A 16,765-nucleotide genomic window follows, 5' to 3' on the forward strand; every position below is an offset into this window, starting at 1 on the left:
CGGAAGTTACTTCCGTGCCTAACGAATAAATTAAAGGAAAGTCACGGAAATAACTTCCGCGCCATAGTAGGCAATCCTCAAGGGGGAGAATCACTTCTTCACTACCGCTACAGCCACATCTGTACGAACTTCCGGCAGCGTAAAGCGGCAGATTCCTCCTTGCATTTCTGCCTGGAACTGCTCGCACATTTTACCTTCTAACGTGTTCCAGGTAGTAACTTGGTAAAGGCCATCCTGCAAGCCGGGGATTTCTACCTCTACAGAGAGGGGAGCCGCCTCTGGGTTCATCAGGCGCTTTCTTTGGTAGAGGGCATCGGTACGTAAAAGCCACACCACGGCCTGCTGGGCATCGGCGCAGCCGAAAACAGAGAAAGAGGGTACTGATATCTTTATTTCTTGGTTCAGGTTTTTTCGCTTAAAGATAGACCAGTTGATCAGTTCCAGAAAGCCAACCATGTTCTTCTGCGCCACCCGCATACCGGGCGTTAAGGTGTGTGGGTGGCGGTTGGGCCAGCGCATGCCGCCGCCCGCCGCGCCCGAGGCCAGGTGCGCCCACTGGATGTGCCGGAAATACTCGTCGTCAAACTCAGGAGCCAGGGTGTGCTTTTTGTCTTTGAACAGGTGAATGGGGCCGTGTTCGCTATCAAAGAACGGACGGTTTTCGGGCGCGTGTTCCAAGGCTTCGCGCACCAGTTCCCCTACTTTGATGGCCGAGTCTACCGTATTTTTAGGGTAGTCAATGGTTTTGGCGTCATAGAAGTGGGTGCTGGCGAAATCAAGCAGGGGGTGCCGGAAGATGGTGTCGGCGGTGTCTGGGTGCGTGTGCAGGATGGGCCCGAAAATAGAAACCGTCTGTGGGTGCGAACGGCCGTAGAGGCGCAGTTCCAGCTCGCGCACGTGTTCGCTTAACTCGGTAGCGGCCTCTGAGAATCCGGCGGAGTTGTTGCCCATGTGGGCGGGATGCATCTCGTTCCAGAGGTCCCAGGCGAAGAGTACGCCGCTGCCGCCCCAACGCTCTATCACAAACGTGAAACGCGCCTTGATGGCCGCCATGGTGTCTGGGCAGAGCAGCCATTGCCCGCGCCCGGCGCAGGGGCCGCCCAGTTGCTTGTTGTACGGGTGGTATTTCCACTTGAGCCACATCCAGAAGGTGTCATAGGGCGTGAGTAAAATGCGGAGGCCGTACTTGGCACAGAGCGCAAAAAGGTCATCCCAGAGCTGGATCATTCTGGGGTTGAACGTGCCAGCGGGCTTTTCAAAATAGCGGTGCTGCACTTGGGCATATTCCAGCATAAGCCGCAGACAAGTGACGCCGTGCTGCGAAACGTGCGCCAGGTATTCTTCTACGGTTGCCAGGTCTTTGCGGCGGAACAAGCCCTCCAATTCGGGCCACGTGATAGCATCGTTCTGGCCCACAGGAGTCCAGGGTTGGCCGTCTTCGGTAATGAAATAGGGAGCGTCTGGTGCTACTTGTATCCAGGGGAGGGTAGCAGGAGCAGGCGGTAAAGGCATAGGAAAGGCAGGCGTGGTTTTATGATAAAAGGGTGATGGATTCTTCCTGGTCTTGAATCAATTGGTTGATTTCAGAAAGGATACTGTTGATTTCTTCCCGGTCCTCGGGGTTCTGGATGCTTCCATGCGCATCGTCTCTGATGACGAGGGCCTGGCGCACCAGTGTTTTGGTATGGGTCTGGTGGGCCTGGTCAGCGTACAGCATGTGCTGAAGCGTCATGAGCAGTTTGCGTACCACCATCACATCGGTCTTGCCATAGGTACGGATGGGGGTAAGAAAATTGTAGAGCAGCGTTTCCAAAGAGGTGGGACGCTTGATGATACGCAGCTGTCGGTTAGCGTCCAAGAGGCAACTGGGCGTGAAGCTCTTCATGCGCCGGATAAGGAGTAAGGCAAGAAAATCAAGCGAAGCCAGGGCGGTGCCGGGGTCATTGATGCCGGGGCTCAATGCTTTTACGCCTACTTCACATATCTGCCTCAGTCCGTTTTCAAAATCATACACCACCACTTCCTCTAAAGAGAAAATGAAACAGTCCTGTATGTCGCCTAAGAGCGGTTCGTCTTCTTGTATATTCCGGTTTACCCGTACAAACGGAAAGCCCGGTACAATGAACTTGCCGGTAGAAATAGTTATCTCCAGGACCAGGTCATTTTCCTGGGCCAGTTTGTTCAGACTTTCCAATTCTATGACCCGCAGGTAGCCGCCCTCTTTGCTTTTCACCTCAAACCAGGTCTCGGGGTTTTTAAAGTTTTTGAGCACCTCATTTTCCTGCATACTCTCCATTTCTTTCTCCAAGGCAGTGATGGTAGTGCCATAGATGCGGGTGAGAATGGTATCTGGTTTAATGGCCCGGGAGATGGAATGAATGAAGTACACAAACAGCGCCACGCACAGAATAGAGAAGAAAACCCCTAGCAAAATACCCAGCATGGGCACACTGGCGTTTTCTTCGCCGGGCTTGAAGCTCAGGATAAGAATAAGGGTGTAGAGAATAGTGCCTATGTTCACCCCCAGCACCACCTGGTTCATTTTGTCTGAAATAAGACCGGGCACCACCCTTGGGGTTAAGTTAGAAGTGGCCTGGCTTAAGACAATCATCACCATGGAGAAACTGAATACCATTAAGGTAATAGTACCAGAGGCAATGGTGGTTAAGACGGTGCGGGCGTTCTCTGGTTCACTGTTCAGCTGATAGAGAAATTTTCTCTCTATAAAAGTACCCAGTGTAGTACGTTCAAAGTATAAGACGAAAAAGCCCAGAAGCAGAAAACCTAATGCTATCACTGAGGGCCAAAGCGCAATGCTATTGGTAAGGGATAAGGAAAATTGGCTGAATCTCTTGTATAGTTTGTTCATGAAACAGACAGCATAGGTTCTGTGTTTGCAAACCTAAACGTAAAGCAAGGGGGTAGGGATGATGAATAAATACTATGAATGCCGAGACGTTTTTCTAAAAAAACAGCTCTGTCACCACAAAGGAAAAGACGGAGATCACAAAGCCTACCATAAAGAAAATGTAGGCAAACCGCAGGCTGGTGTACTTTTTCTGCAGCACCAGGCCCAAATGGTAATTGTCTTTGATTAAGCTGCCGTACAAGGTTTTAGGGCTGGACATCATATCGGTGACTCCTTGTTCGTATTCCAGCAGGCTCATGCTGTGGAAATCTCCAAAGAACATGAGGTTCACCTTTTCTGAGCTCGCATTGGTTTGGACTGGTTTGTCTTTCTTGATGCGGGGCATGGTGACCAGAATGGCTTGTACCATGGTGCTCAAAGAGGTAAGCAGAAACAAAATGGCCGGCACAATCAACTCTGGTTCCGTATCTAGTTTCCTGAACAGCACCGAAAGCAGGATGGAGACGATGATGGAATTGATGGTGAGCAGAATGTGGGCTTTGTTATCGGCCATGTCACTGAGCCGCATCTGGTTGGCCGCCGTGATCCGGAACATGGTCTCCACGCCCTTTCTGGACTTCTCTAGCTTGTCTTTCTTGATCTTTTCGTCAGGGAGTTGACCCTCTTTCACTTCAGCCATCGCGCTGCGGTCTTTAAGCATATTGGGGATTGGGTATTCTGCATGGGCAGGAAGAACGGGTAAGGTTCTTCTGCGGCTAATTCCCTATACTTAGTTTTGGCATTGTGGTTGAGGTCTGCCTCTAATTTCTTTCGGAGGGCCGTTTCTGAGCCGTTTTCAGCTTATCAGGCTTAAAGCACCTGAAGGTGCCGAAGCGCCAGAAAGCACAAGGCCACTGAGCCTGACACGCAAATCTCGCCGCTCAATACCTTGTTCAGCACTTGGTCAAGAGGCACCCGTACCACTTCAATGTCTTCGGTCACGTCAAGCACCTGAGACTTTTCTACACGCACATTCAAGGCCAGAAACGCATAAATACGGCTGGTGTCTTTGGCGGGGTTGTCATACAAGTTGGCCAGCGGAATAAGTTCTTGCGTGAGCACGGCGCCGGTTTCTTCCAGCAGTTCGCGGGTGGCGGCGTCTTCGGCTTTCTCTTCCTGCGGGAAGAAAGAACCGGCGGGCAACTCCAGAAATATTTTACCGGCGGCGTGTTTGTACTGGCGCACGAAAAGCACTTCGTTCTGCTCCGTCACCGGAAAAATATACGCGCCGCTGGGCCGCTCGCTTACAAAGAAATCATCTACTACGTGGCCGTTGGGCAGTTCCACCTCGTCGCGGCGAAGGGTGTACCATTTGTGTTTGTAAGCAATCTGGGAGCGAAGCAATCGCCAGGGGCGTGGGGTAGGCATGGTTTTAAACTGTTTGAAAACAAAGATGCTCGTTTTTAGCCTTATTTCAAGAATATCGGCTAAAAACGAGCATCCGTGAGGGGATATTCTTAGCGGGTGAGGGTTCGGTTTTTGCCTTCTACTTTGGCGGCCACCGCTTCTTGCCAGGCCTGCCCAGTAGCCGAGAGCAGTTCTGAGCTGTTCCAGGTATGGGTGCTGTTCTGGTTGTTGGGGTCTGGTTCGCAGACGTAGATTTCGTGGTCTGGCTTGCTGGTGACTTTCAGGCCGCAGGAGCGGAGCATGGCTTCAATGCAGGCGTGGTTGGGTGCCCACCAGTTGGTGACATCACCGGCCAGTTTGTTTTCAATGAAGGCCATTTTAGGGTAGCCTTTTTCCAGCATCACCTCGCGCTCGTTAAAATCAATATCATTCGGAATTTCGGCCACTTCCTCGCCCGGCATAGTCAAGGTCTGGAAGACCATGAGGCGGGTGGTTTTCTGCGAGAGAATATCCAAGGAAAGCAACGGGTACCGCAGGTGGTACATCACGCCCATGTACCAGATCAGGTCGAATTTATCGGGCAAGTGCGCCACATCATAGACTTGCATCTGCCGGAACTCCACTTTGTCATCCAGTCCGAACTGCTCGGCCACCCACTGGGCTTGGCGCAGGTAATGCGGGTCCACGTCAATCCCTAGCACATTCGCTCCTCGCTTGGCCAGTTCCATGGTGTAGAACCCGGCGTTGCAGCCCACGTCCAACACGCGCCAGCCGGTTAAATCCTGCGGAATGGATGCTTTGATGTGTTCCCACTTAAACGACGGAAAATCGCCTAAAGCATGATGAGGGGCCGTTTGGGTGCCATCTGGGAGGTGAAGGTTATGAAACCAGGGGCCTAGTTGGGCTATTTCCTGCGTTAGGTCCATATGTGTAGTTGCGTTAGAGTAATGTTTTACCGCTTCTACGGAAAACAGGATAGTAAAAGTTATATGTTTATGACGAAGAAGCAAGCGGCTCATTCTCTTAGGGTAAATTGCTCCTGAAAGCCATTTACTAATCAAGGCTTTAGCTTTGTTTTAGGCGAAACATGGTAAAAACGGGTGCTACATGCTGCACTTTTTAAGGAGTTAGTGTAACTTGAAGCAAACTTATCTTACACTCTCACGCCTTTTCATACGCCCAATGCTCCTGAAAAGAACCCTGACTTTCCTGCTCTGCTTGGTGAGTATTTCCGCTTTCGCACAAGACTGGAACAAGAAGAAATGCGCCGTGGTGCTCACCTATGACGATGCCCTCAACACGCACCTGGACAAAGTGATTCCGGCCCTGGATTCCCTGAAACTGAAGGGCACTTTCTATTTGATTGCTTCTTCCCCCGCGTTTACCAAACGCCTGCCCGAGTGGCGAAAAGCCGCCGCCAACAAGCACGAACTCGCCAACCATTCCCTTTTTCACCCTTGCGACGGAAGTCAGCCGGGCCGAAGCTTCGTCACCAAAGACTATGACCTCGCCACCTACTCCGTGCGCCGCATCACTGATGAAATCAAGATGACCAACGCCGCCCTGGAAGCAGTAGACGGCAAAAAAGAGCATACCTTCGCCTACCCCTGTGGTGATACCAAAGTGGCCGGGGTAAATTACATAGATGGCCTGAAAGGAGACGTGTTCGCGGCCCGTGGCGTGCAAGGTGTTTACGTGCAGAACAAACCCACCACAGACCTATACAACGTAGGTTCCTTCATGATTAACGGCCAAACCGGCGATGAACTCATTGCTATGGTGAAAAAGGCCATGGAAACCAACAGCATGATTGTGTTCCTGTTTCACGGTGTAGGCGGCGAGCATTCCCTGAACGTTTCCTTGGAAGCCCACCGGCAACTGCTTCAGTACCTCAAGAAAAACGAGAAAGACATCTGGAACACCACTTTTATTGAAGCTGCTAAGCATATGAAGGCTACTGCATCTGCTAAGAAGTAATTCAGTTTCTGGTTGTAAAAATCCCCTTTGCTTTCAGGCTGTTTTTAGTAAAACAAGCTGAAAGCAAAGGGGATTTTGTGTTTGTTGCTCCTATTTTTACTATTCTCTTTTTGATTTGCCTCACTCTTCTATCATTATTTCTATCCATGCTTCTCTCTTCTTTGTCATCCTGAAAGGATCTTGTGGGCGAACGGTAGTAGCGTTTACTAAAAGCTTTTCTAGTTCGCTCACAAGTTCCTTTCAGGATGACAGGAGGGTAGATGGTGGTGTTGGAGAAAAGTTTGTTGGACAAAGACGCACAAAAGTTCTGCGTTCTACAACTTCGTTCTTTCCATTTAAAAATACGTCGCGTACTGCTTCGGCATTTCGTCTAGTTCTTTGATCAGGATGTCTTTGTAGTACACCTCAGCGGCTTCGCTTTGAATTTGGATTTTGCCTTTGGTGAGCGGAATGGTTTTGTCATTTTCCACATAGCGGGAGTTTTGTAGTACCATGACTACCTGACCGTTTACAATGTGCAGACTTTTGCCTTGGAAACAAATCAGTTCTATCTCAGTCCACTCACCGTTTTTGCTTTCTTTGTTTTCACTGCGAAGACACAGGCCGTCTCTTCCGGAACCCCGGCCGAAACTAAGGAACAGCTGTTTTACATCTGCCACTGAGTTCATCATGCCCTCAGGCAGAAACGCCCTTATGTCAATGGCCGAGTTGGCGATGCTCCAGTAATCGCCGGTGTGGCCTTCCATAATTTGGAATTCCTGCGAGAGCATCCAGGCGCGCCAGTAGTCCACCCCAGACTTCCCGATGGAGTGGTATAGCACACCCGAGTCCTTCAGTAGGTCTTTCCTAGGCTCGAACTTGTTCTGGCCCCACTTGTATTTCAGTTTGAGGTGATAATTCTCGTACACCTGTTTGGTGTACACACATCCGTAAATTTCGCCGCTTACCTTCAGCATGGGTTCGCCTTTCTCCTCCAGGTACGTGAATACCGTCTGGCCTTTCTGGTTGTAGCCAATGGGCGCAATTTCATTTCCTTGAGCATCAACCGGTATTTTGCCGTTGTAGCCCAGTTTATGCCGGTAGCTTAGGTAAGTCTCCCATTGCGACAGGTCTTTGTCCAGCATGGGCGTCCATTCCTTTTTGGGAAGGAAGGAAGACAAACTAAAACAAAGGAGAAGACAGGCGAGGAACCCAAAGGTGATGTTGACCTTCATGTGGTGGATGGTTTTAGATGCGTTTCAGGAAAAGTAGGTTAAAACGGAAAGGTAGGAAGAAATTCTAAACCTCAAGGAAACAAGGAGGCCATCTACCAGAAAGGAAGCTTTTTACTTCTTCATTGGCAGATGGCCTCTCAGGTTTTCACGTGAGGAGCACCGATTACTTTTTGGTAGCTAGCTCATCCAGTAACAAGTACCGGCCACGGGTTTTATCCGCTTCGATGCGGGTGTTTACGTCTATGTTCAGGTATTGCCCGGCGTTTCCGGCAGTGGCAGTGGGCCACTTGGGTAAACCTGCCCCGTTAGGATTTCCAGTTTTGATGAAATTAGCGAAGTAGTCCTGCATCACTTTAGAGACCTTGTAATCCTCGGGAGTCCAGGCGAAGACTTTGTTCGTAGCTAGGTTGCCCATGGCGTACTCAATCTCGGCGGAGTGAACGGCGCCTCTGGCAGCCGGAGCTTTAGGAGCATTGGCGTCTTTTACCACGCCTCCGGCTAAGCCAGCCGAGGCATTGCCCATCTCGGGCACCATGGCTGGTCTGGGGCGGGAGTACAGGTAACGGTACACCGGTTTGCCGCTGGTTTTGGCGTGTAAGTCAATCCATTTCCAGGTACCGAAGGCAATGAAACGGTCTCCGGCTAAGTCGGTGGCGACTTGCATCACTTCCTCGTCTGAGTTGGCTGCGTATTGCTTCAGGATGTCATCGGCACGTTCGCCATAGAGTCTTTGCACGGCTTGGGTGAAGTTCTCTATGGTAGGAGCTTCCTGGCCCAGTACAGCTTTGTAATCCATTTCCTGCGAGTTCCAGCCAGCCAATAATGGAACCTTCGCCTGCTCACCGGCTGCGAAAACATCAGTGGGTGATTTAGGGAAGAAGTAGCCGTCCAGGTTCGCTGAAAAGCGGGGTACGCCTGGTTTTCCTGCTTCGTTCAATAGTTGGGTGGCGTCCATGGCTCTTAGCTGTGCCAAAGAAGTAGCGCCAATGCTGGTGGCGAATTTCACCCCATTTTGTTCTGCCTCAGCGAGCAGAATAGGACCTAAACTGGAGTTTACTAAGGCACCGCTTTCGCCAATGGCCCCGGCAATCAGGTTTTTGGACAGCGGAGAAGCCATCTGGGCGCTCACCGAGATAGAGCCCGCTGATTCCCCAGCGATGGTCACTCGGTTAGGGTCACCGCCAAATGCTGCGATGTTTGCTTTCACCCATCGCAAAGCTGCCGTTTGGTCAAGAAAGCCGTAATTACCCGATGCTTTGTGCGGTGACTCCTGCGTGATTTCTGGGTGTGCCATAAACCCGAACACGCCCAAGCGATAGTTCACAGTAATCGCCACAATGCCTTTGGTGGCCATGCTCTCGCCGTCATAACGCGGCTCAGAGCCGTCTCCGGCAATAAAGCCGCCGCCATAGAAGTACACCAGCACCGGCAGCTTTTCTTTACCAGTCTTCGCCGGCGTCCAGACATTAAGGTACAGACAATCTTCACTCATGCCATTACTCCGGAAATTCATATCCCCGAACACCGGCAACTGCATGGCCCTCGGCCCGAACTGCGTAGCCTTTCGCACGCCTTGCCAGTTCTTCACCGGCTGCGGCTCCCGCCAGCGCAACTCGCCCACCGGCGGCGCAGCAAACGGCACGCCCTTGAATGAGCGGATGCCGCTTTTCTCCAGGGTGCCTTCCAGCGTACCGTTGGCGGTTTTTACCTGGTTAGTAGAAGAGGTGGAAGTAGTTGATGCCTTTTTGGTTTGGGCGTTTACTACCGGTGCCAGAAATAAGGCAAACAGTAGCAAGGCTAAAATTTTAGGAATGCGGTGGTTCATAGTTTCTTGATTATAGCTAATAAAGCATTCTTGTATTAGTGAAGGTAAGAAATTGAATGATTAAATGAATAAGAGATAAATTTCTCGTAAAGCCTTTCCGATTAGCTGAACTCTAAAAATAATTTCGGCCTGTTTTTCTCAAAACAGGCCGAAAACGACATTCACGTATGTGGTAGCAGTACTAGCTTCCCAACTCTAATTCCTCTTTCCCGCTCAGGACTCCAGACTCAGAACTCAGGACTTCCAAAATGTAGCTTTCCAGTTCCTGTGTACGGTGCGCAGCGGTGTGGTGGGTCAAGACTTTCTGGCGAGCACGTTCGCCAATGGCGAGGCGCTCGTCTTCAGGTAAGTCAATCAGGAAGCCCAGCGTGTCCTCAGCGGAGTAAGAAACCAGAATCTCTTTCCCAAATTCAAATAGTTCATTCAGTCCGTCCCAGTAGTCAGAGATGATGGGAGTACCGCAGGCGGCGGCTTCAAAGAGGCGCACGCTGGGCGAGTAGCCGGCCTTGATCATATCGGCGCGGGTAATGTTTTGAGTAAAGCGCTGTTGGTTGTAGAATTTGCGGTGCTCGGCGGGCGGTAGGTGGTGGATGTACTCACAGTTCTCCGGCCACTGAATGGTTTCCGGGTACTGCGGACCAGCCACCACGAAGGAGCCCAACGGCCATTCACGGGCAGCATCCAACATCAGTTTCTCCAACGGCGGCTGACGGTCATCGGAGTAGGTGCCCAAGTAACCTAAATCCCACACTTTTTCTTCCTGCGGCTCAGGGAAGTACAGCTCAGGGTCAAAGGAGCAGTACAGCGGCCTAGCCATAGGCGAGCCAAACTCTTTCTCCAGTTTCTCCAGCGTAGGACCACCAGTGAAGGACAAGTACATGTTGTACTGCGGAATAAGGCGCGGATGCAGGTACTCGTAGTCTTCGCGGGCCAGTTTGGCTAAGGTCACCGGAGTATCAATGTCATAGAAACCGGTCACGCCCTGAGCGGTCTGGATAGCCCACTCGCCCACGGCCACACCTTCGGGCACGTACGAACCTACCAGCACGAAATCGGCATCGCGCACCTGCTGGGTAAAGCGAGTCTGGAGGTCTTCCAGAGACTGATACAGCTCAGTCTGGCAGTACTCAGGATTCGGTAAATCACGGTTAGAGGCATACCACGGCACATCGCGTTCCAGGAACAGGATGTGGTGGCCCCGGTTCCGCAACTCGCGCACCAAGCCTCTAAACGTGGTGGCATGCCCGTTTCCCCAACTAGAGGTAATGGACAAGCCCAGGATAACTATGTTCAACGGTTTTTGACTCATATTTTTAGACACAAGTATCAGGTATCATGACTTTTTCGCTGGCGCAAGCGTCCCGCTCGTGTCCGCACGTATTTCAAGATTATCCTTTTTTGTCATCCTGAAAGGATCTTGTGAGCAAACGGTAGTGGCGTTTCTCTAACGCTTTTCTAGTTCGCCCACAAGATCTTTCTAAGATGACAGAAGTGGGTGAATCAATATGCCCGGAAATGCGTGCGGACACGAGCTGCAAGCTCGCGCCAGCGGCTCAGCTATTTTCCCGTTCTGGGGCCGATATCAGAAAATCAGCCCCAGAACGGAAATCCTTTAAGACACCAAAGCGCCTGCCGAGGAAGGAGTGGCCGTGGTGGTGCGCGGAGTGGTCAAAAGCAATTGCTCCAGTTCATCGGCTCGGTGGCCGTAAGTGTGCTTGTCCAGTACTTTCCGGTAAGCGGCTTCGCCGATGGCTTTGGCACGTTCCGGGGTCAGGTTCTGTAACTGCTCGGCTACTTCAGCGCCGTCTTTGGCAACCAGGATTTCGGTCTCGGGCTTGAAGAAAAAGTCGATGCCTTCCCAGTAATCGGTGATGATGCAGGCACCTGCCCCGGCGGCTTCAAACACGCGGGTGGCAGGGGAGAAGCCGTAGCGGGCCATGCTTTCGCGGCTGATGTTCAACACGGCTTTGGGTGTGCAGTTAAAGGCGTTGTGCTCTTTGGTGTACACGTGCCCGATGTAATTCACGTTGGCAGACATGGGTTTGTCGCCCCATCCACTACCGCCTATGATGAACTGCTGCTCTGGCAATTTGGCGGCTACGTCCAAGAAGAACTGCTCCACGCGGGCTTCACGGTCTGGCAGGCGGTTGCCTAAGAACGCTAAATCACATTGGAAACGCTCCTCGGGTTCCACCGGGTAGTGGGTGGCAGTGTCTAAGGCATTGTAAATCGGCACGCATTTCTTTGCGCCCAATTTGGCATACGCGTTGATGACCGGGTCACCGCCACCGTAGGTTAGAATGAGGTCATATTGCGGAACATGGGCTCTAAACGGGTCGGCAGGGTCGTTTTCTACGCGGTCCAGCGTGGCGGGCGCATCTACGTCCCAGAAAATCACAAGGCAGTTCTGGCTTTGCAGTTTCAGTACTTCGGCTTCCAGCAACTCGTCAAAGACTCCTACGCCACTGGCTTTTACTACTACATCGGCCGAGGCCGCCTTTTCAAGCATCTGGTACACGGCTTCCTCGGTGGCCGGATACACGACTACTTTGGCATACTCCGGGTCCGGAATGTCGCGGTTTTCCTGGCGTTGGTAGGCATCGGGCTCGTAGAATGTTACCTGGTGGCCGCGGTCATGCAGCGCCCGCACGATGCCGCGGTAGTAGGTGGCGGCACCGTTCCAGTACGCGGAAACCAGACTAGAACCGAAGAAGGCGATATTGAGCTTTTTATTCTGCATGGGTCACAGGAGATTTTGAGGATGGATAGATTTTTTCAGGCGCGATGCCCAGTTCTTCGCAGATTTCCTCCAGCTCGTTCACGCGGTGCGAGCAGGAGTGTCTGCGGTTGATGGTGCGCAAACCGTCGGCCACCATGTCTTGAGTGAACCGTTGATCTTGTAACACGGTTTTTAGATATTTTTTCATTTCCTCGCCGTTTTTGGCCACAAGGAAATCTTGGCCCGGGGTGAATAGGTGTTCGGCATCTTCCCAAGGCGCGGTAATCAACGGAATACCACAAGCCAGCGCCTCAAACGGACGAATAGTGGGAATACCCGGCAGCGCCTCAACGTACGGTCGGCGCGGCACGTGCACCGTTACTTTGTACTTGGCGAACACCTCGGGGGCTTTGTAGTTGGGCAACCACTCACCGTATTCAATTCCGGCCTCAGCCAGAGATTTGATGGCGTGATCCGGGTAGCGCACGCCGTACACCTTGGCTTTCAGGCCGAGTTCTTTCACGGGGTTCAGCAGGAACTCGTGTAGTTCGGCGGTACGCTCTTCGTCGCCCCAGTTGCCAATCCAGACTAAATCGCCTTCTTTCTCCGTGGCGGTGCGCGGATAGAAAATGCGGGTATCGGCAGCTTCGTGCCAAGTCCAGGCTTCCTTCGTCCAGCCTTCGTTCAGGTACAATTCTTTTATAACATTCCCGAAGGCCAGCACGCCGTCATAGTGACTCAGGTCATAGGCGGCCATGCTCTCGCGCTCAGTTACGGCGCGGTGGTGGGTGTCATGGAAGAGCAGGCGGTAGTTGTTTTTGCTTCTATGCTCACCTACTAAGCGCACCAGGTCATGGTCGTTCCATTCGTGCACCAGCACCAAATCAGCGCCCGCCAGCACCTCATCTAAGTTGAGCGTGTCCAGCTCGTAGAAGTTGGTGTCCAGGCCCGGGTAGTACTGGTGAAGTTCCTCAATCTTCTCCTCGCCATATTGCGAGATGAGGTTGCTGAGGCTCCAGCCGTCTTTGGGTTCGTAGACCTGCACGTCATGGCCCCGGCTTTTCAGCTCCTGCACAATGCCGCGAAGGAAGTGGGCGTTGCCGTGGTTCCAGTCAGAGAGCAGGGAGTGGTAGAATAATACTAGTTTCATAGTTGTATTTGGATGCTAGTAGTTTGATCTTAGATACTAGACTTATTTGTTCTTTCTTTTTCCCATGGTTCAAGTCTGTGACTTGGACCTACAATGATGGCAGTTTGTAACTGCCGTGTGGCTTATGCCTGTCAACATGTGTTCTTGAGGCTCTCGCCTCACTGAAGTTGCAAACTTCAGGTCATTTTAGGTCCAAGTCGCAGACTTGAACCATGTAGATTTTTTATCAATCGCAGAGATTACAACGTCTCCACCTGATTAGGCGCTTTGGGTTTCACCCTAGAGGGCAAGGTAGCGTAGGCTTGCAGATATTCCTGAGCCATGAGCGCGGTGGTGTAGTCTTGGGCTTTTTTCACCGCCCGACAGGCCATGATGTTGCGCAGAAATTCATCTTTAATCAATTTCTGAAGGATAACGGCCAAACCTTCAGCGTCATTGGTGTTAACGTACTCAGCGGAGTTTCCCCAGATTTCCTTGAGGCTGTTGATTTTACCCAAGACCAAGGCGCAGCCTGAGAATGCGGCCTCCAGAATAGACAAACCGAACGGTTCATACATGGCGGGCAGCACGTACAAAGAGGCGCGGGAAAGCCAATCGGCTACTTCGCGCTGGGAGAGCTTGCCCAAGAAATGCACGTTCTTGAAAAGCTTGTTATCACCGGTGGAGGGATGCACGGCATCTCCGGCGATGTAGATGGGCCAGGAAACCTGGTCGGCTACCTGGGTGAGCAGGGTAATGTTTTTGGCCTCGTCCCACACACGTCCCATGCTGAAGATAAACGGCTCCTTCTGCCCGAAGTGAAAGGCATGCGGGTCGCGTCCATTGTTGATGACCTTCTTTTGGGAAAACTGCCCATAAACGGCAGTGGCTTCTTCCAGCATGGCTTGGGTAGGGGCAATTACCAAATCGGCAGCGTGTAAGCCCTCACGTACCCGCTCAAAATACGTGTTCCAGTTGGTGGGGGCGTTCTCCTTTTTGAGCGCTCGCCACCATGTTTGCACGCAGGAATGGATGACCATGAGCACCGGCTTGGTCCAGGGCAGTTGGCCATGGCAAAAGTTGTTCAGGTGAATGAGGTCGGGGTTGAGTTGTTCGTTCAGCTCCATTAACCACTCACCCGCCTGGTCTACCTCGGCCCAGGGATTGTCCATCCATTCTAACTGGTACTCACTCTCATACACGGTCACATTGGTGAGAGCCGCCAGTTCCTGCCTTTGCTGCAGGGTAATAGCCGCGCCCATGGTAGCCAGGTAAAAGTGCACGTTATGCGGTGCCAACGCGCGGATGAGCTCCAGACTGTAGGTCCAGACCCCGCCCACACTGTCGGTGGTCATGAATACGCGCCGATGCGGTTTATCTACCATAAATCTTGTCCAGTACTTCTGCTACTTTCACAAACTGCTCGGCTTCTTCGCTGAACTTCTCGCCCTTGGCCACGCGCTGTGCCCATTCCACCCCGGCACGTCCGCCCCAAGCATCCGGAGGGGAAACCAGGGTTTCGGTTTGGGTGCCCCAGAACCGCTCGGCCACGAAATCATAGAAAGAGCCGTTTACGTTTTTGAAGGCCGCGCCTCCCTTAGTGCCGTAGAACGTGGCGCTGATGATGGCTTCCTGCCCAGCGGGTAAGTTCCAGGAGCAAGTCAGTTGCACGTGCGGCCCAGTGGCTAATTGAATGCTGGCAGTGGCGTAGTCTTCCACCGTATCGGCAGAAGACGTCAGGCGTTTGCCTTTGGAGAAGAGACTGCTGGTCACGCTTTCCACTTCGGGAAAGTCAAGGGTCCAGAGCGCCAAATCCACCAGGTGCACGCCCAAGTCAATCACGCAGCCGCCGCCGGAGAGTTTAGGGTCATAGAACCAAGGCTTGTCAGGGCCATAGGCATTATGGAACACCAATTCCACTCCGTAGATGTCGCCCAGTTCTCCAGATTTTACCAGGTCATAGACTTTGCGCATGGCTACGGTGCTGCGGTAGGAGAGATCCACGCCCAAGAGCGTATCGGCTTTGCGAGCAGCTTCTACTACGCGTCTGGTTTCCTCCGCAAATCGGCCCAATGGTTTTTGGCAGAAAACGGCTTTGCCGCTTTCCAAGGCCTGAATGGATTGGTCGGCGTGGAAAGCGCTGGGTGTAGCGATTACTACGCCGTCAATTTCATCCGTCAATAGATCTTCAATGCTTTCCCCCACTTTGGCTGCAGGAGCGGTTTTCTGCGCTTCCTCTACGTTTTGCGGGACAGGGTCTACTACGGCAGTCACCTCGGCTACGCCTGCATTGGCAATGGCTTCCATGCGGTTGCGGCCAATCCAGCCGATTCCTAAAAAGCCTAGTTTCAAAGTGTCTGAAGTAGAAGCAGTCGCTTCTGGGGTAGGTTCTAGTAAAGTATCTTCAGTCATTAGAGTAAAGGGTCTGTATGGGTTAAGCTTCTTTGTAGAAGCAAAAGGTTTCCCACCTGTTTTGGAAAAAGAGGCGGGAAACGGGTTTGTTGTGGTCGTAGGGACAGGTCGCGACCTGTCCTAAACGGTTATTCAATGGAATACCAGCTGCCATTGCTATGAATTTTGGTTCATTGCGCAGGGAAACGGGTGGGACAGGTCGCGACCTGTCCGTACATAATCGTTATTGTTACATGGTTACAATCGCCTTCATGAATCCTTCGGGGCGGTCTATCAGGGCGGTAAAGGCCTCCTCCATGTTTTCCAGCGGGAAAGTGTGGGTGTAGAGCATCTCAGGTTTCAGGCGGCCGCTTTCCACGGCTTCCACGGCTTCTTTGATACCGTCTAAGTACATCTGTGGGTCGCGTTCGTGGGCGTTGATGACGTCCAGTCCGCGCCAGTTCCAAAGCTGGATGTTCACCTGGCGCATGCCGTCTTGGTGGAAACCGGCGATGATGAGGCGGCCGCGCTCTTTGCACAGTTCGCCGGCCAGGTTCAGCGGCCATTCTTTGCCGGTGCACTCAATCACGCGGTCGCAGAACACTTCGCCGGTGAGGTCTTTCACGCGCTCAATGATTTTGTAATGGTCATCCATCGGGATGATTTCATCGGCTCCGCACTGCTGCGCGATGTCCAGAGAGAACGGACGCTGGGAGATGGCAATAACCCTGGCGCCCGCCTCTTTGGCTAATTGTACGAGTAAAGCCCCCAGGAACCCGATGCCCAGAATGGCCACGGTCTGTCCGGCTTTGATATCAGAGCGTTTGAAGATGTTCATGGCGCAGCCCAAAGGCTCGCCCGGGAACGGTTTTCCCGCCAGTGACTCCGGTAACTTCACCACCGAGGTGGCTTCGGCTACGTCATAGGCGGCGTATGAATTATAGGAAAGGGCAGCTACGCGGTCGCCTACGTTCAGGTCTTTCACGTCTTCGCCCACGGCGTCAAGGATGCCCCAACCTTCGTGGCCGGGATTACCACCCGGGATAGGGTAGGTGAACCACTCGCGGCCTTCCCACACTGGAATATTGGACGCGCACAGGCCGCAGCCTTCCAGCTTGATGCGGACTTGCGTGGCGGTTGGTTTTGGCAGAGCCAGCTCCTGAATTTCTACTTGTTTAGGAGCGGTAATCACCGCCGCAGCCATGGTGGAGGCAGAGGCGGTGTGAAGGGTTTCTTGGAATAGGTCGGTTTGCAT

General features: G+C 52.4%; 14 protein-coding genes. 1 reads left to right on the forward strand and 13 read right to left on the reverse strand.

Going from position 1 to position 16,765, the window contains the following annotated elements:
* Nucleotides 1-90: 90 nt before the first annotated feature.
* The 5 genes from ACY0JR_RS19100 to ACY0JR_RS19120 form a co-directional block, all read right to left on the reverse strand.
* Nucleotides 91-1,512, reverse strand: coding sequence for a glycoside hydrolase 5 family protein (locus ACY0JR_RS19100; RefSeq protein WP_462635765.1), 1,422 nt, complete (start codon nt 1,510-1,512; stop codon nt 91-93).
* 19 nt (nt 1,513-1,531) lie between these two features.
* The gene (locus ACY0JR_RS19105; protein WP_462635766.1) at nt 1,532-2,869 is read right to left on the reverse strand and encodes a DUF2254 domain-containing protein; all 1,338 of its coding nucleotides are present in this window, start codon (nt 2,867-2,869) and stop codon (nt 1,532-1,534) included.
* Nucleotides 2,870-2,963: 94 nt separating this feature from the next.
* The gene (locus ACY0JR_RS19110) at nt 2,964-3,569 is read right to left on the reverse strand and encodes a Pycsar system effector family protein (protein WP_462635767.1); all 606 of its coding nucleotides are present in this window, start codon (nt 3,567-3,569) and stop codon (nt 2,964-2,966) included.
* 149 nt (nt 3,570-3,718) lie between these two features.
* Nucleotides 3,719-4,276 (reverse strand): NUDIX hydrolase, encoded by a 558-nt coding sequence (locus tag ACY0JR_RS19115; RefSeq protein WP_462635768.1) that lies wholly within the window; start codon nt 4,274-4,276, stop codon nt 3,719-3,721.
* Nucleotides 4,277-4,365: 89 nt separating this feature from the next.
* Entirely contained in the window at nt 4,366-5,181 is an 816-nt protein-coding gene (locus ACY0JR_RS19120; protein ID WP_462635769.1) for a TIGR04290 family methyltransferase, read from the reverse strand.
* A gap of 256 nt (nt 5,182-5,437) precedes the next feature.
* Between ACY0JR_RS19120 and ACY0JR_RS19125 the strand changes: the two genes are divergently transcribed.
* Nucleotides 5,438-6,232 (forward strand): polysaccharide deacetylase family protein, encoded by a 795-nt coding sequence (locus ACY0JR_RS19125; RefSeq protein ID WP_462635770.1) that lies wholly within the window; start codon nt 5,438-5,440, stop codon nt 6,230-6,232.
* Between the two features lie 335 nt (nt 6,233-6,567).
* Here ACY0JR_RS19125 and ACY0JR_RS19130 read toward each other — a convergent pair whose 3' ends face one another.
* From ACY0JR_RS19130 to ACY0JR_RS19165, 8 genes are all read right to left on the reverse strand, one after another.
* Entirely contained in the window at nt 6,568-7,446 is an 879-nt protein-coding gene (locus ACY0JR_RS19130; protein WP_462635771.1) for a 3-keto-disaccharide hydrolase, read from the reverse strand.
* Nucleotides 7,447-7,609: 163 nt separating this feature from the next.
* Nucleotides 7,610-9,271 carry a carboxylesterase/lipase family protein gene (locus ACY0JR_RS19135; protein ID WP_462635772.1) on the reverse strand — a complete coding sequence of 554 codons (1,662 nt, stop codon included), beginning with the start codon at nt 9,269-9,271 and terminating at the stop codon, nt 7,610-7,612.
* 181 nt (nt 9,272-9,452) lie between these two features.
* Nucleotides 9,453-10,580, reverse strand: coding sequence for a CgeB family protein (locus tag ACY0JR_RS19140; RefSeq protein ID WP_462635773.1), 1,128 nt, complete (start codon nt 10,578-10,580; stop codon nt 9,453-9,455).
* Nucleotides 10,581-10,883: 303 nt separating this feature from the next.
* Entirely contained in the window at nt 10,884-12,011 is a 1,128-nt protein-coding gene (locus tag ACY0JR_RS19145) for a CgeB family protein (RefSeq protein WP_462635774.1), read from the reverse strand.
* On the reverse strand, nt 12,001-13,140 hold the full coding sequence (locus ACY0JR_RS19150; RefSeq protein ID WP_462635775.1) for a CgeB family protein: 1,140 nt from the start codon (nt 13,138-13,140) through the stop codon (nt 12,001-12,003). Before ACY0JR_RS19150 ends, ACY0JR_RS19145 begins: the two co-directional genes overlap by 11 nt.
* Before the next feature lie 239 nt (nt 13,141-13,379).
* A complete protein-coding gene (locus tag ACY0JR_RS19155; RefSeq protein WP_462635776.1) occupies nt 13,380-14,504 on the reverse strand; it encodes a glycosyltransferase in 1,125 nt (374 codons plus the stop codon).
* A complete protein-coding gene (locus tag ACY0JR_RS19160; RefSeq protein ID WP_462635777.1) occupies nt 14,494-15,531 on the reverse strand; it encodes a Gfo/Idh/MocA family protein in 1,038 nt (345 codons plus the stop codon). The genes ACY0JR_RS19155 and ACY0JR_RS19160 overlap by 11 nt, the downstream gene beginning before the upstream one ends.
* 229 nt (nt 15,532-15,760) lie before the next feature.
* Nucleotides 15,761-16,765, reverse strand: coding sequence for an MDR/zinc-dependent alcohol dehydrogenase-like family protein (locus ACY0JR_RS19165; RefSeq protein ID WP_462635778.1), 1,005 nt, complete (start codon nt 16,763-16,765; stop codon nt 15,761-15,763).

It is taken from the genome of Rufibacter sp. JT3400010 (assembly GCF_054956755.1).